Source organism: Halococcus thailandensis JCM 13552 (genome assembly GCF_000336715.1).
Classification (GTDB): domain Archaea; phylum Halobacteriota; class Halobacteria; order Halobacteriales; family Halococcaceae; genus Halococcus; species Halococcus thailandensis.
The window spans coordinates 98,081-113,778 of record NZ_AOMF01000166.1; the positions used below are offsets into that span (position 1 = coordinate 98,081).

Consider the following 15,698-nt stretch of genomic DNA (forward strand, 5'->3'; position numbering starts at 1 on the left):
AGTATCGCCGACGGTCACGTACCCCTCGACGGTCAGTCGTCGGTCTCCGTGGGATCGGCTCGTCCGATATCCCGATCGGCACTTCTGCTGTCACCGCTCTCGAGATACGGGCGAACGCCGCGGATTTTGCCATCCGATCCAGGAAGTCACGGCGGTGGTACACCAATTCTGTGCCACGAGTCCTACAGACGCTTGTTCCACTCGTCCGTCCGGAACGTCGTCTCGGCACGTCGCTTCGCCGTCGTCAGCTCGTCGTCGGTCAACGATCCCTCTTCACCACCGTAGGTGGCACGGAACTCGTCTTTGAGGCGGTCGATGACGGCTTCGCGATCCTCCGTGACGTAGTCCGCGATGCGGGTGACGCGCTTCTCGGCGGACGTGACGGCCTTGTCCGAGAGTTTCTCTTCACCGATACGAAGCGTCCGGAGCATCGCCTCGATATCGAGCGCGTAGCTCATCGTGACGTGGTGAAGCACCGCGTTCGAGCGCCGGAGCTGGGCCGCACCACCGATCTTGCCGTCCTCGTGGGCGATATCGTTGAGCGGCTCGTGAACGGCTGCCAGTCCGAGATCACGGAGCGCGTCGATCGCCCATCGGTTGAGTCGTTCGTAGCTCCGTTCGATATCGTCCGCGACCGCCGCGCGCGGGAGATAGATCGAGTAGGTGATCACCGCGCCGGGTTCGGCGTACATCGCACCGCCGCCGGTGATCCGTCGCACGACGTCAATATCGTGGTCGCGGACGTACTCGTCGGCTACCTCGTCGGCGTAGGCCTGAAACCGACCGATCGGTACCGCCGGTCCCGTCCGATACCAGAAGCGGATCGTCGGTGCCATCTCGCCGTCGTCGAGACGATCGATCAACACGTCGTCGAGCGCGTGATGTGTCGGTTCGTCGTGGACACCGCCGTCGATGATCCGCCAGTTTTCGTCGGGTGTGGCTCCGGGCTCGCTCATCGATCGATCGCCTCCCGGACCGCCTCGGCGAGATCGGCGGCCGAAAAACCGATCAGCTCCGCGTCGACCGTTTCGATCGCGTCGACCAGTTCCGGCTTCGAGACGGCCGTCGGTCGCCCTTCGATCACCCGTTCGAGCTTCTCCCGCGCCGCGGGCGGTTCGAGGAAGAAATCGCCGGTGATCGTGACCGATTCGATGGTGTCCCCGTAGGTCGCAGTCACGGTGACGAGTTTCCCGTCCGGCACTTTCATCGATCCGGTGTGCTCCATAGCTGCTCGTACGGTCGGGCATGCCGAATATCTGGCCCTGATCGACGCTCCGCGTTCAGAGAGCTGTATCAGGTCCACTGCTCCGACCTTTGTCGGGTCGAACTCGTCGCTGTTCTCGTTCTGTCACTCTGTGCCCATGTCCTCAATCATTCTTCATTACACCAACATCTATTTGAGGGTCGGTACCATGGCTATCTACAACCAATGAATCACGAATCACTGACGAAAGGGACGGTAAGTCACGTGAATGCCGCCAGTCAGTCGGGGTTCATCGAGACTGAGGTGACGGCGAAGGACGTCCTGTTCCTTCCGAACGCTGTGCGGGGTCACGTGCCCGAACTCGGGGAGGAAGTCACGTTCGAGATGGTCGAAACGAGAAACGGACCGCGTGCAGCAAAGCTTTCGCGGACGTAGTTCGCTCACCGTTCTGGATCGCACGAGTTCGTTGCTAATACCGTCGGACAGAGATCCGTACGGATCGCGCTCCAGGCAGTGAGGCGTCAGTAGCAAGGTATTATGTGGGGTGTCGACGAACCACGTGGATGCTCATGGGACGATCAGCGAGCGATTCCGGTGTCGCGTTCGATATCGACGAGGAGACCCAGCTCGTTCTCCGGAGTCTCGACGAGTTCGTGGAGCAGGAGGTCGAACCGATCGCCGAGGAGCTCGGGGAGACGCTCACGAACCCGCGACTCGGCCACGAGCCCGATGGGCGATTGACCGACGAGGTACTCGATGCGATCGAGCGCGTTCGCAAACGGAGCGCCGAGGCGGGCTACTACGCCATGAACATGCCGAGCGACGTCGGCGGCGAGGACGTGTCGGCGGTGACGTGGTACCGAGCGAACAAACGCCTCGCCACATCCGCCGTCCCCCTGTCGAACGAGGTCCTCGCGGGGCCGGCGGGCCCGAAGCCGCTGCTCGCGGCGGCCGAGGGCGACCAGATCGAAGAGTACCTCGAACCGGCGATGCGCGCCGAGAAGACGACCGCGTTCGCCCAGACCGAACCGGGTGTGGGTTCCGATTCGCCGAACATGGACACCCACGCCGACAAGGACGGTGACGAGTGGGTTCTCGACGGCACGAAACAGTGGATCACGAACGCGCCCTACGCCGACTTCATCCAGGTCTTTGCACGGACTACCCCACAGGCTGAAGCGGGTCGTCACGGCGGGATCACCTGCTTCATCGTCGAGGACGACGAGTTCGAACTCGGATCGCTCAACAACGCCGTCGGCTCGGTGGGCCGACAGGCCGAGGTCCGACTCGACGACGTCCGAATCCCTGCCGATCGCGTGCTCGGCGACGTCGATGCGGCGTTTTACGATGCGATGGGGTTTCTCGGCCTCGGCCGGCTCGAGATCGGTGCCCAAGCGGTCGGCAGTGCCGAGTGGCTTCTCGATCGTGCCACCGAGTTCGCCACCGATCGCGAGGCGTTCGACCGTCCGATCGGTGATTTTCAGGCGATCTCACACAAGATCGCTCGCGGGCGCGCCAACGTTTATGCCGCCGACGCCGCCGGATTGCGGTGTGCGTGGACGCTCGACGGGAGCGATCCCGCCATCGCCGAGTCGTCGATCCTGAAGTGGTTCGCGACCGATACGTTCTGGGAGATCGCCGACGACGTGGTGCAGATCCACGGCAGCAGCGGGCTCGCGGAAGAAAACCCGTTCATGGATCGGCTCCATCAGGCACGGATCTTCCGAATCGTCGAGGGAACCGACGAGATCCAGCTCAACACCATCGCGAGTCAGTACGGGCTCTGAGTTTCCGAACGGATTCGTGATTTCGGTTCGACTGTAAACACTCGGATCGACGTCATCTCACGGGCGTCATCGTCTGCCGCCGCGTCTCTGCTCTCAATCGGAGCGGACCATCTCAGACCCGTTCGATCAGCGTGGCGATCCCCTGGCCGAAGCCGATACACATCGTACACAGCCCGTAGCGGCCGTCACACGCGTCGAGCTGGTAGGGCAGTTTGCCGAGGAGTGCCGCACCGGTCGCGCCGAGCGGATGGCCGTGGGCGATCGCGCCACCCCAGACGTTCGTCCGGTCCCACTCGGCACCCGTCTCGTTGAGCCACGCCGCGACGACCGACGCGAACGCCTCGTTGACCTCGAAGCGATCGATGTCGGACACCGTCACGTCGTTCGCGTCGAGCAGTTCGTTCGTAGCCGGGATCGGTCCCGTGAGCATCGTCACGGGATCGACGCCGACGACGTGAGTGTCGACGATTCTGGCCATCGGTTCCCAGCCGAACCGCTCGCACGCCTCGCCGCTTGCGACCAGCGTCGCCGCCGCACCATCGACGATCCCCGAGGCATTGCCGGCGTGGATCACTCCCTCACCCTCTTCGCGAAACGCCAGCGGGAGCCCGCCGAGCGTCTCCACGTCCGTCCCCGGACGCGGGTGTTCGTCCGCTTCGACGTGGGTCGTTTCCCCATCAAGTTCCACGTCGACGGGCACCACCTGGTCATCGTAGTGGCCGGCGTCCGCGGCGTCGGCCCAGCGGTTCTGCGAATCGACGGCGATCTCGTCGAGATCGTTCCGGGAGAACCCCCACTCCTCGGCGATCCGTTCGGCACCCTCACCCTGTGTGGTGAGTTCGTCGAAATACTCGAAGTAGGTGTCGGTGAGACTACTGCCGGCCGATCCCATCGGGACTCGGGTCATGTGCTCGACCCCGCCCGCGACGAGAACGTCGTGAAAGCCCGCACGGATCTGGCCCGCCGCGAAGTTGATCGACTGCTGGCCCGACCCACACATTCGGTCGAGCTGCACGCCCGGCACGTCGTCGCCCCAGCCGGCCACCATCGGCGCGATCCGCGCGATGTTGTTGGCCTGTTCGTCCACCGGGTCCACACAGCCGTAGATCACGTCCTCGATGTCGTCGGGCCCTGAGAACCCGTTGCGCTCTTCGAGCCGTTCCAGCGGTATCGCCGCGAGGTCCTGTGGATGGGTGTCTCGAAACGAGCCACCGTGCTTGCCGAACGGGGTCCGCACCGCGTCGACGACGTACGCTTCTGGCATGGTCCCCAGTCGTCCCAGACGGGCTTATCGTTTTGGACGGTCGATCGTTATATTCCGAGATGTGGCCGCACCTGTTTAGGTTGGAGGTTAAGCACTACGCCGTCGAAACGCTCGCGCAACGCTATCTCGTGGACTTTGCGGCCAGGTTCACGGATCACATTGAGGAATTCGAACTCATCAGGGAGCTATCTATCCGAAAATCGCTCACCGAGATGTTCGCGGGAAAATAGTGGGTTCGGGCGGATTTGAACCGCCGGCCTCCTCCATGTCAAGGAGGTGTCATAACCAGCCTAGACCACGAACCCTTGCTCTACCCACAGTTCCGCCGCGGGCCTAATTGAAGGTTTCGGAACGAGGGCACGATGTGAAATCGCTGACGGTAGATTTAAGCCGATGTACGAACTTGTGCATTACAACGCGAATCAGTACATCCTCACATGCAAGAGTACATCGCACGGGTGGCCGACGGCGAGGATCTCTCGCGATCGGCCGCGCGCACGGCGGCCACGGAGATCTTCGAGGGGGCGACCGAGGCACAGATGGGAGCGCTGCTCGCGGCGCTGCGGACGAAAGGCGAGACGGAGACCGAGATCGCTGGCTTCGCCCAGGGCATGAGCGCGGCCGCACGCACGATCGAACCCGACTGCCGGCCGCTCGTCGACACCTGCGGGACGGGCGGCGACGATCACGACACGATCAACGTCTCGACGGCGAGCGCAGTCGTCGCGGCCGGCGCGGGTGTCAACGTCGCCAAACACGGCAACTACTCGGTTTCCTCCTCGTCGGGCAGCGCCGACGTGCTCCGCGAGCTCGGCGTGGATATCGACGCCGAACCCACGGACGTCGAGGCGGCCATCGAGCGCCAGGGGATCGGGTTCATGCTCGCGCCGGTGTTCCACCCCGCGATGAAGGCGGTCATCGGCCCGCGCAAGGAGCTCGGCGCGCGGACGATCTTCAACGTGCTCGGCCCGCTGACGAACCCGGCGAGCGCGGACGCACAGGTCGTCGGCGTCTACGATCCCGATCTCGTCCCAGTGCTCGCCCGTGCGCTCGCCCAGCTCGGCGTCGATCGCGCGCTCGTCGTCCACGGCTCCGGCATGGACGAGATCTGTATCCACGGCGAGACGCGCGTCGCCGAAGTCCGCGACACGGAGACCGAGGAGTACACGCTAACGCCCGAAGAACTCGATCTCGATACGGCCCCCGTCGCGGCGGTCGCTGGCGGCACGCCCACCGAGAACGCCGCCGACCTCCGTGGGGTCGTCACCGGCGAGATCGAGGGCCCGAAGCGCGACATCGTGCTCGCGAACGCCGGCGCGGCGGTGTACGTCGCCGGCATCGCCGACAGTATTCAGGACGGCGTCGAACACGCTCGCGAGGCGATCGACGCCGATCGTGCCCGTGAAAAACTCGCCGCGCTGCGCACGGCCGAGGCGGTCGCGGGCGAGGGACGATGACTCGTACGAAACTTTGCGGGCTGACCCGCGAGCGCGATCTCGACGCCGCCATCGACGCCGGCGCGGACATGGTCGGGGTCGTCTCGCGAGTGCCGATCGAGACGCCGCGCGAACTTGCGCCAGATCGTGCTGCCGCGCTCGTCGATCGGATTCCCGACTCCGTCACGAGCGTGCTCGTCACGATGCCCGAAACGCCGGACGAGGGCGCAGCGCTCGTCGAACGAGTCGCGCCCGACGCCATCCAGGTCCACGGCTGCTCGCCGGCCGAGATCGAGGAGCTCTCGGAACGCATCGCCGTCCCGGTGATCGCCGGCGTCGATGCGGTCGACGACGATCTCGACGACTACGCGACCGTCACCGACGCGCTCGTACTCGATTCGACCGACGAGCAGGGTGCGGGCGGCACCGGCGAGACGCACGACTGGGCGCGCGCCCGGAAAATCGTCGCCGACCTCGACGCTCCCGTCCTGCTCGCCGGCGGCCTCACGCCCGAGAACGTCGCCAGCGCGGTCGAGACGGTCGCACCGTTCGGCGTGGACGTATCGAGCGGGATCGAGGACCAGCAGGGTACGGGCACCAAAGACCACGCGAAACTCCAGAGATTCGTCGCGCGTGTCAGCGGGGAGCCGCTGCGCGCATGAGTGACACCTGTCTCTTATACACATCTCTGAGCGGGCTGGCNGCGGTTCGTCGATCTCGTGAGTGATCGAGATCGTCCGGCGGTCGTGCGCGCTGTCGCCCGGCTCGACGTCGATAGCGAACCGCTCGCGGCGTACGCGACGCTCGCCGACGATGCGAACCACACCTTCCTGCTCGAAAGCGCCGAGAAGGTCGCCTCCAGCGACCCCGACGGGGCGTTCGCGCCCACCGAGGCAGACGGCCACGCGCGCTACTCGTTCGTCGGCTACGATCCGGCGGCGCTCGTCACCGTCGATCCGGACGGCACCGACATCGAGTGTTTCACCGAACGGTATCGGGGTGCGTTCGACAGCGGTACGGGTGACGTCCTCGATCGGCTTCGCGGCGCGCTGCCCGACGCCGACCGGGTGAACTTCCCCGACACCGATCGCCAGCAGCTCGACGGCGGACTCGTGGGCTACCTGGCCTACGACTCGGTTTACGATCTACAGCTCGACGAGATCGGGATCGATCGGCCCGATTCGTCGGTGCCCGACGCGCAGTTCGTCCTGACCACGAAGACCGTGGCGTTCGACCATGCATCCGACGAGATCTCGCTCGTGTTCACGCCGCTCGTCCGCCCCGACGACGATCCCGCCGCGATCCACGACGCGATGACCGCCGAGGTCGCACGCGTCCGCGAGGAACTCGCCGCTGCGACGGTCGACGTGGGTGGATTCGAGCGCCGCGGGGAGACCGCCGGCTCGCGCGAGGAGTACGAAGAATCCGTCCGGCGGGCGAAGGAGCACGTCCTCGACGGCGACAGCTATCAGGTGGTGCTCTCGCGCGCCCGCGAACTGGTTGGCGAGGTCGATTCGCGCGGGCTGTACGCCGCCCTGCGCGAGATCAACCCCTCGCCGTACATGTATCTGCTCGAATACGGCGATCGCTCGGTGGTGGGTGCGAGCCCCGAGACGCTCGTTTCTGTCCGCGGGAACGAAGTCGTCTCGAACCCGCTCGCTGGCACCTGTCCACGGGGATCGAGCCCGGTCGAGGACCGCCGGCTCGCGGGCGAGCTGCTCGCCGACGAGAAGGAGCGCGCCGAGCACACGATGCTCGTCGATCTGGCACGCAACGACGTGCGCCGGGTGAGTCGCCCCGGCTCCGTGCGTGTCGCCGAGTTCATGACCGTGCTGAAATACTCCCACGTCCAGCACATCGAATCGACGGTCACAGGGAGACTGACGGAGGAAAACGATGCGTTCGACGCGGCGCGTGCGGCCTTTCCGATGGGCACGCTCTCGGGCGCGCCGAAGGTCCGCGCGATGGAACTCATCGACGAACTCGAAGCCTCCCCGCGGGGGCTGTACGGCGGCGGCGTCGGCTACTTCTCGTGGGACGGTGACGCCGACGTCGCCATCACGATCCGGACGGCGCTGATCGAGCACGGCGTGGAGTCGTCGGGAGCGGGCGAGGATCGGATCACCGTGCGTGCGGGTGCGGGCGTCGTCGCCGACTCGGAGCCGGCGAGCGAGTACGACGAGACCGAGCAGAAGATCAAGGGCGTGCTCGCCGCGCTCGAACGCATCGAACGGCCGTCGATGACGCCGGAGCCGTCCCGATGACCGCCGAACCGACGATCCCCACCGATGCCGCCGACCGCCCGGATGTCCTGTTCGTCGACAACTTCGATTCGTTCACCTACAACCTCGTCGAGTACGTGAGTGAACACGCGAACACCCAGGTCGTGCGCAATACGGTCTCGCTCGACGAAATCCGTGCCATCGACCCGGACGGGATCGTCATCAGTCCCGGGCCGGGCCATCCGGAAAACGAGCGCGACGTGGGCGTCACACTCGACGTGCTCCGTGAGGTGAGTACCGAGATCCCGACGCTCGGCGTCTGTCTCGGGCTGGAAGCCGCAGTCTACGAGTATGGTGGATCGGTCGGGCGCGCACCGGAACCGGTCCATGGCAAGGCCGTCTCGATCGAGCACGACGGTCGCGGCGTGTTCGCCGATCTCGATCAGGAGTTCCGGGCGGGGCGCTATCACTCGCTGATCGCCACCGACGTGCCCGACTGTTTCACCGTGAGCGCGCGCACCGCCGACGGGCTCGTGATGGGGATTCGCCACGGTAAGCATCCGATCGAGTGCGTACAGTTCCACCCGGAAAGCGTGCTCACGAGCGTCGGTCACGACGTTCTTCGGAACTTCGTCTCCGTACTCGACGGCGAGCGCGTCCCGAGCGCGAATCAGTAGCGTTAACCCGGCCAGCCACGCAGTCGGCACAACCAATGCGTTCGCCCTCTCGCCAGCGCCTCGGTGCGCTCCTGGTGGTTCTGGCCGTCATCGTCGTCGTCGGGCCACTCGCCGTGAGCGCGGCGACCACACCGACTGCCAGCGCGGCCGACAACGATTCGACGCGCGGTGCGACGCTCGTCGGAATGCAGTCCGAAGGAGCCGTCACGCAGTACGACGCGAACGGCGACGATGTCTGGACCGAGCGCGGCGAGAACGTCGACTACTTCGACGTGACGAAACTCGACAACGGGACGGTGCTCGCGGGCTTCATCGTCGAGGGCGAGCAGTCCTGTGGCGAGTACGAAGCGCCCTGCTCGCGGACGGGCTACCGGCTCATCGACCCCCAGCCCGAGCCACACGTCGTCAACGAGTGGTCGTTCCCGGTGTCGACGAAACTCAACAGTGAGGTCCACGACGCGAACATCCTGCCCTCGGGCGAAGTGATCATGACCGACATGGACGCCGAGCGCGTGTTCACCATCGCGCCGAACGGCACGACCACCTGGCAGTGGAACGCCAGCAACTTCTACGACGCGCCGCCGGACCCCACCCAGACCGACTGGCTCCACATCAACGACGTCGACCCGATCGGCGGGGACAGATACATGGTCTCGGTCCGGAACGCGAACCAGCTGCTCGTCATCGAGCGCGGTGAGGGCGTCGTCGACGTGATCAACGAGGACACCGGCCACGGTAACGACCAGAACTGCAAGGCGAACAACGGGCTCGCCGACTACAGCAACGACAGCGGCGGCGACGTGCGCTGTGGCGATCCGGAGATCCTGAACCACCAGCACAACCCCCAGTATCTCGGACCGGGGGCGATAGTCGTCGCCGACAGCGAGAACGACCGTGTCGTGGAACTCCACGAGCGCAACGGCAGCTGGGAAGTCGTATGGGGCGTCGATTCGGCCAACGGCGTCCGCTTCGACTGGCCGCGTGACGCCGACCGCCTGCCCAACGGCAACACGCTCATCACCGACAGCCGCAACAACCGCGTCGTCGAGGTCACACCCGAGGGCGAGACCGTCTGGCACACCGACACCGGCATCTGGCCCTACGAGGCCGAACGGCTCCCCTACAACGAACTGCTCAACGACGACCGGCTCCCACGGATGAACGGCACCGGCGACACACCGACGACGAGCGGGGAGTCGCTCCCGCTGCTCGGACAGGCCCACGCCGGGCTCTCCTACGTGGTGTCGCTGCCGGTCTGGTTCCAGCCCTGGCATATCGGCGCGCTCGCCCTCGGCGTGATCTTCGCGCTCGTCGGCGGCGTGCTGGTCTGGAGCGGTCGGCGACGATAAGGCCCCGATCTCGAACGTACCCCTTCACGCTTCGTCTGGAACCCACTTAGCATCGGCTGATTTTTCGTGGTACGATCACTCCCGCTCCGCTCTGGATACACTTATGACCTTTCGGGATTTGTCTAGAAAGACAACCCACGGACGGAGACATTTGGGTAGTATCAACAGTCTCTCAACCTGAGTTTGCAAAAATCAAATGAAGACGGATAATTTATTTGGGTGGCCATTGAACAGGGAGTTCGTCACCGAATGACCGACGGATGATCGGACGCCTACGCCAGCCCTAGCATCTGGCTCTGCTCCGCGATTCCTCGCACCCTGAACCACCATGATGCGCAAACCGACACAAGGAGATGAATCTCCGACTTCACGAAACAAGGTAGAGCAGATGGGAGCAGTTGTCTTTGTCGTTAGTGCCGCCTACGTAGCAGCACGCTCCGTTGTCCAGTATCTGATGTCATTAGCATCACTGGAGCAAGTCATTGCAGGACTGCTAACTGTTGGTATCACTCTCATAATACTCGCAGTGCTGTGGCTACTCTCGGTTGTGACATCAGGTTAGCGTGATCCCGGCATGTTTGCCGGAGACCCACGCCAGCCCTAGCAAAGACTCAATTCGAGGGCATCAACTTAAAGATTGATCTTTTTCTGTTGTTTGTGACTCCGTCAAAACTATAAATTACAACACTTTTAAATATTAGAAAATACGGTCGCTTCTCCTGGATCATCAATCGCAGTCGTGTGGTTTTTCGTCAGACAAATCACTTTCACTCCAGACAGGGTATGTTTATACTGCTCCAGCCGGTACCTTCGGAAGCAACCCGCGATCAGTGAAAGCCGCATAGTACCAACAGCATAATCAACCTCACTTGCAAAAAATCAAATGAAGACGGATAATTTATTTGGGTGGCCATTGAACAGGGAGTTCGTCACCGAATGACCGATTTTACACCACACCGAAAGGGGAGTTTCGCCCGTCAGCGCCCGCACGCTGCCGGAGGGGACGGTCGATGAGCCGCGCGGACCGGTCGGCCGACGAGGTCGTTTTGCCCGTGAAGCGCACCGACGGCGACACGCTCGAAGAGCGCCTGACCGCGAACGCCTACGAGAACATCCTGCCGGCACGCTATCTCCGGAAGGATTCGGACGGCGAGCTCGTCGAGACCCAGGAGGATCTCTTCGAGCGCGTCGCGAAGAACGTCGCGCTGGCCGAAGCGGTCTTCGAGGCCGAGCGCACCGACACCGAGATCACCGTCACGCCCGACCAGCTGAAGCCCGACCACCCGCGCCGCGACGACCTCGCGAGCGAGGTGTTCGGCAAGGGGACGACGGCCGACGACGAGGCCGCAACGGCGCTGTCGGCGTACAACGTCAACAAGTTCGCCTACGAGACCGTGGTGCCCGAGCTGCCGGCGGAGATCCGGGACCACGTCGAGACGACCGCGCAGTCGTTCCAGGAGTCGATGGAGGAGCTGTCGTTCATCCCGAACTCGCCGACACTGATGAACGCTGGCGACGAGCTTCAGCAGCTCTCGGCGTGTTTCGTCGATTCCCCGGCCGACGACATCGACGACATCCACGAGACCGCCAAGGAGGCCGCGCAGGTCTTCCAGTCCGGCGGCGGGATGGGCTACGCGTTCTGGAAGCTCCGGCCGTACGGCGACGCCGTGGGCTCCACGGGCGGGATCGCCTCGGGGCCGATCACGTTCATGCGCACGTACGACCAGATGTGCGAGACGATCGCACAGGGTGGTGCGCGCCGCGGTGCACAGATGGGCGTCATGCGCGTCTCGCACCCCGACGTGATCCAGTTCATCCACGCGAAGAACAAGGACGTCTCGCTGGCGCACTCGCTGCGACTCAACGATCCCGACGACTTCACGCACACGCAGTTCGTCGACGCGCTGGAGGAGGCCCGCGAGCTCATCGACGACGAGGGGAAGGTGCCGGAACACCTGCGCAACGCCGTCGAGGGCCATCTCTCGAACTTCAACATCTCCGTCGGCGTCACCGACGCCTTCATGGAGGCGCTCGAAAACGGCGAGGAGTTCACCTTCACCAATCCTCGTACTGAAGAACCGCACATCGCCACCGCCGAGACGAAGGAACTCTACGACTGCTACGATCTCGGCGAGCACGTCGAGGTCGGCGAAGAGCTGTCGATCCCGGCCGCCGCGCTCTGGGAGCACATCGTCGACGGAGCCTATCAAAACGGTGAGCCCGGCGTCATCTATCTCGAACGGGTGAACAAGGAGCACTCCTTCGACGTCGAGGAGCATCCCGATCACGAGATTCTCGCCACGAACCCCTGTGGTGAGCAGCCTCTGGAGGAGTACGAGGCCTGTAACCTCGGCCACATCAACCTCTCGACGCTCGCTGCGACCGATGCGCCCGACTGGCGGGTCTGGTCCGACGAGCACGCCGACGAGTACGACAGTCAGGAGGCAGCGATGAGCGCCTATCTCGACGAGGCCATCGACTTTGAGGCGTTCGACCATCGCATCGAACTCGGCACGCGCTTCCTCGAGAACGTCGTCACGATGTCGGACTTCCCGGTCGAGAAGATCGAGCAGAAGGTCCGCGAGATGCGGAAGATCGGGCTCGGCATCATGGGGCTCGCCCAGCTCTACATCCAGCTCGGCGTGCGCTACGGCTCCGAGGAGGGCAACGAGATCGCCCGCCAGCTGATGGAGCACATCAACCACGGCTCGAAATCCACCTCCCACGAACTCGCCGACGTTCGAGGAAGTTTCGAGGACTGGGCGGAGTCGAAGTACGCCGACCCCACCGCCTACCGCGAGTGGTTCGAAGCCCAAACGGGCGAATCGGCCGACGACTGGGCCGACGGCTACCCCATTCGCAACCACAACACGACGACGATCGCCCCGACGGGGACGACCTCGATGGTCGGCAACACGACGGGTGGCTGTGAGCCGATCTACAACGTCGCCTACTACAAGAACGTCTCCGACGACGTCCAGGGCGACGAGATGCTCGTCGAGTTCGACGACTACTTCCTCCGGGTGCTGGAGGCAAACGACATCGACGTCGACGCGGTGAAGCGCGAGGCCCAGGATCAGATGGCGGCGAACGAGTTCGACGGCGTCGAGGGGCTCGACACGGTGCCCGCGGCCATCGGCGAACTGTTCGTCGTCACCTCGGATCTCTCGGGCATCGAACACGCGGGCGTTCAGGTGGCCTGTCAGGCCGGAGTGGACTCGGCCATCTCGAAGACCTGCAACTTCCCGAACAGCGCCACGAAGGAGGACATGGACGAGGTCTACCGCTACATCTACGACAACGGCGGCAAGGGCGTCACGGTCTACCGCGACGGCACGCGCTCGAAGCAGGTCCTCACCACGCGGGCGGACAACGCCGAATTCGCCGACGACGAGGAGGCAGCCGCAGTCATCGCCGAGCAGATCGAGGAGGTCTTCGGCGGGCTCGACGCGTTCCTCGATCACGAGGACGTGCGCGAGACGCTCGCGACCGAGGAGGCGTTCGACGAACCGGTCTACGCGGCGAAACAGCCCCGACCGGACGTGCTCCACGGGATGACCCAGCGCATCGACACGGGCTACGGCAAGCTCTACGTCAACATCAACGAGGACGAGCAGGGCCGGCCGTTCGAGCTGTTCGCCAACATCGGTCACTCGGGCGGGTTCACCAACTCCTTCACCGAGGCCTTGGCCAAAGTGATCTCGACCGCGCTGCGCTCGGGCGTCGCACCCAAGGAGATCGTCGACGAGCTCGACGGCACCCGCAGTCCGAAGGTCGCCTGGGACAAGGGCGAGCAGATCCAGTCGATCCCGGACGCGATCGGCACCGCGATGCGCCGGTATCTCGACGACGAGATCGAGAAGACCTATCCCCAGCAGCGCAACCTCGCCGAGATCGCCGACGAGGGCGCCGAACCGGAGGCCGATGGCGGCGTCGCGGCCGAACCCGACGCGACCGACGACGTCCAGCAGCTGATCGACAACGGCGAGAGTCCAGAATGCCCCTCCTGTGGGGCGTTCACGCTGTACTACTCCGAAGGCTGCAAGACCTGCGAGTCCTGTGGCTGGTCGGAGTGCTGAACTGAACGCCGTCAGCCGAAAGAACCGTTATTCGACCGTTTTCGAGACCCACCCGCTCGCGCCGCGCGGGTAGGGTCCGCTGTTTTTCTTCGGCTGCGTCGTTCCGGAGCCGTCGATCGCGCGGACGACGACCTCGTGTTTGCCCCCGGGTGGCTCGTAGCTGTACGCCCACTGCCGCCAGACGTCGCCCCCGAGGTTCGGTTCGAGGACGTCGGAGAGTCGCGCCTCGTTCCACGAGGAGCCGCCGTCGGTCGAGACTTCCACCTTTCGAATGCCTCGAGTGCCGGCGTTCGCGTGGCCGGCGACCGTGATCTCGTCGTCCCCCTTGTTCGTCGCGTAGAGTTTGGCGACCGTGTTGGCGGGGCCGGTGCCGTGCCAGCCGCGTTTCTCCCAGAACCCCTTCGCCGGGCGGTTCAGGATCTCGAGCTCGTCGATCCACTTGACGTTGATCTCGCCCCAGTGACCCGGCACCAGCAGCCGAACCGGATGGCCGTGCTTGCGCGGGAGAGGGTTGCCGTCCTTGCCGTAGGCGAGCATGCCGGTCGTCAGTGCCTCGACCGGGAACTCCTCGAAGTAGCCGTCGTCCGAGCGGGCCATGACGTACTTGCCCTGGAGGTTCGCCGTGTCGAGCAGTTTCCTCACTGGTACCCCTTCCCAGAGCGCGTTGCCCATCTTGTCGCCGTTGAGCGGGTCGCTGACGCAGCGCAGCGTCATGAATCGGAGCTCGCTCGCCATCGACGTGAGCTGATCGTAGTCGACGGTCCGCTCGTTTCCGACCGCACCGGTCAGCGACAGCGACCAGTCGTTCGCGTTCACGTCGGGGTTGACGTTCGCCGTGTCGACCTCGTAGAAGTCCTCGCCGCTGACCAGCCCTTCGAGCCCCGAGATGCCGAACGAGGCCGACTCCGCCTTCGAGAGGAGCTGGCCGGCGGACGGTCCCCCGCCACTACTGGCATTGGCTCCGCCGCTCGCGTTGGTTCCGTCGCTTCCGCCCCCACCCGTGTTCGAACCGCCGGCAGCGCCCGTGCTCGCCGCTACGGAGTCGCCCGCTTCTCCGCTGCTGCCGAGCGTGTAGCCGAGTACGCCGATCCCGAGCGTGCCGGCGAGGCTGCCGAGCATCGAGCGCCGCCCCGTCGACACTCCCGCCTGCCGTTCCGTCCCGGTCGTCGTGGCGATCGCGATGGCGACCACGAGCGCGCTGGCGACCCCGGCCCCGAGCGCTGGCACGATCGCACCGGCCACGATCACCGTTGCGAGCGCGACGAGGACGCCCGTCAGTCCAATCGAGAGCGTGGCCGTGCCCAACTGGCGACCGGTAGCGAGCGCCGCGAGCGTGAGACAGGCGAACAGCCCGGTCCCGATGGCGAGCGCGAGCAGGAGGTTCACCTGCTGGCCGAGATGTTCGATCCCGAACGCCTGGCCGAACTGGGTGAGCGGCCCCTTGGCGAACGTCAGCAGCGCGGCGGGAACGTTCTGTGCGAGAACGGCGGTGATCGGTGCGACGACGAACGAGGGCGTGTAGCCCGCGAGCGCGTACGATCCGACGATGCCGGCGATGCCCGCGAACACCGCCGTCACGATCGCCGGAGCGAACGATCCGTCCGTGGAGACGTGGCTCATGCCAACGCGAGGGACGACAGGCGGATGAATGTTGACCGAACTCCGACCCAATTTCGCCAG

General features: G+C 64.8%; 12 protein-coding genes and 1 tRNA gene. 8 read left to right on the forward strand and 5 right to left on the reverse strand.

Features of this window, described 5'->3' with window-relative positions; translation table 11 throughout:
• Nucleotides 1-182: 182 nt before the first annotated feature.
• On the reverse strand, nucleotides 183-956 hold the full coding sequence (locus C451_RS15450) for a lipoate--protein ligase family protein (protein ID WP_007741963.1): 774 nt from the start codon (nucleotides 954-956) through the stop codon (nucleotides 183-185).
• Nucleotides 953-1,225 (reverse strand): hypothetical protein, encoded by a 273-nt coding sequence (locus C451_RS15455; RefSeq protein WP_007741965.1) that lies wholly within the window; start codon nucleotides 1,223-1,225, stop codon nucleotides 953-955. Before C451_RS15455 ends, C451_RS15450 begins: the two co-directional genes overlap by 4 nt.
• 204 nt (nucleotides 1,226-1,429) lie before the next feature.
• Here C451_RS15455 and C451_RS15460 point away from each other — a divergent pair, with 204 nt between their 5' ends.
• Together C451_RS15460 and C451_RS15465 are read left to right on the forward strand one after the other, a co-directional pair.
• Nucleotides 1,430-1,639 carry a cold-shock protein gene (locus tag C451_RS15460; protein ID WP_007741967.1) on the forward strand — a complete coding sequence of 70 codons (210 nt, stop codon included), beginning with the start codon at nucleotides 1,430-1,432 and terminating at the stop codon, nucleotides 1,637-1,639.
• Nucleotides 1,640-1,773: 134 nt separating this feature from the next.
• Complete coding sequence (locus tag C451_RS15465; protein WP_007741969.1) at nucleotides 1,774-2,991, forward strand: acyl-CoA dehydrogenase family protein; 1,218 nt, start codon at nucleotides 1,774-1,776, stop codon at nucleotides 2,989-2,991.
• Between the two features lie 112 nt (nucleotides 2,992-3,103).
• Here C451_RS15465 and C451_RS15470 read toward each other — a convergent pair whose 3' ends face one another.
• Together C451_RS15470 and C451_RS15475 are read right to left on the reverse strand one after the other, a co-directional pair.
• Nucleotides 3,104-4,255 carry a thiolase family protein gene (locus C451_RS15470; RefSeq protein WP_007741970.1) on the reverse strand — a complete coding sequence of 384 codons (1,152 nt, stop codon included), beginning with the start codon at nucleotides 4,253-4,255 and terminating at the stop codon, nucleotides 3,104-3,106.
• A 230-nt stretch (nucleotides 4,256-4,485) separates the two neighbouring features.
• Nucleotides 4,486-4,560, reverse strand: a tRNA-Val gene (locus C451_RS15475).
• 132 nt (nucleotides 4,561-4,692) lie between these two features.
• On the opposite strand from C451_RS15475, the gene trpD reads away from it, so the two are divergent.
• The 6 genes from trpD (at nucleotide 4,693) to C451_RS15505 (ending at nucleotide 14,018) form a co-directional block, all read left to right on the forward strand.
• Entirely contained in the window at nucleotides 4,693-5,712 is a 1,020-nt protein-coding gene (trpD, locus tag C451_RS15480; protein WP_007741971.1) for an anthranilate phosphoribosyltransferase, read from the forward strand.
• Entirely contained in the window at nucleotides 5,709-6,353 is a 645-nt protein-coding gene (locus C451_RS15485; protein ID WP_007741972.1) for a phosphoribosylanthranilate isomerase, read from the forward strand. The genes trpD and C451_RS15485 overlap by 4 nt, the downstream gene beginning before the upstream one ends.
• Nucleotides 6,354-6,410: 57 nt before the next feature.
• Nucleotides 6,411-7,955 (forward strand): anthranilate synthase component I, encoded by a 1,545-nt coding sequence (gene trpE / locus C451_RS15490; protein WP_007741973.1) that lies wholly within the window; start codon nucleotides 6,411-6,413, stop codon nucleotides 7,953-7,955.
• A complete protein-coding gene (trpG, locus tag C451_RS15495) occupies nucleotides 7,952-8,590 on the forward strand; it encodes an anthranilate synthase component II (protein ID WP_007741975.1) in 639 nt (212 codons plus the stop codon). The genes trpE and trpG overlap by 4 nt, the downstream gene beginning before the upstream one ends.
• A gap of 35 nt (nucleotides 8,591-8,625) precedes the next feature.
• Nucleotides 8,626-9,939, forward strand: coding sequence for a hypothetical protein (locus tag C451_RS15500; RefSeq protein WP_007741976.1), 1,314 nt, complete (start codon nucleotides 8,626-8,628; stop codon nucleotides 9,937-9,939).
• Nucleotides 9,940-10,949: 1,010 nt separating this feature from the next.
• On the forward strand, nucleotides 10,950-14,018 hold the full coding sequence (locus C451_RS15505) for an adenosylcobalamin-dependent ribonucleoside-diphosphate reductase (RefSeq protein ID WP_007741977.1): 3,069 nt from the start codon (nucleotides 10,950-10,952) through the stop codon (nucleotides 14,016-14,018).
• A gap of 27 nt (nucleotides 14,019-14,045) precedes the next feature.
• On the opposite strand, the gene C451_RS15510 is transcribed toward C451_RS15505, so the two are convergent.
• Nucleotides 14,046-15,638: a molybdopterin-dependent oxidoreductase gene (locus C451_RS15510; RefSeq protein ID WP_007741978.1), complete on the reverse strand. Its 1,593-nt coding sequence runs from the start codon at nucleotides 15,636-15,638 to the stop codon at nucleotides 14,046-14,048.
• Nucleotides 15,639-15,698 lie beyond the last annotated feature (60 nt).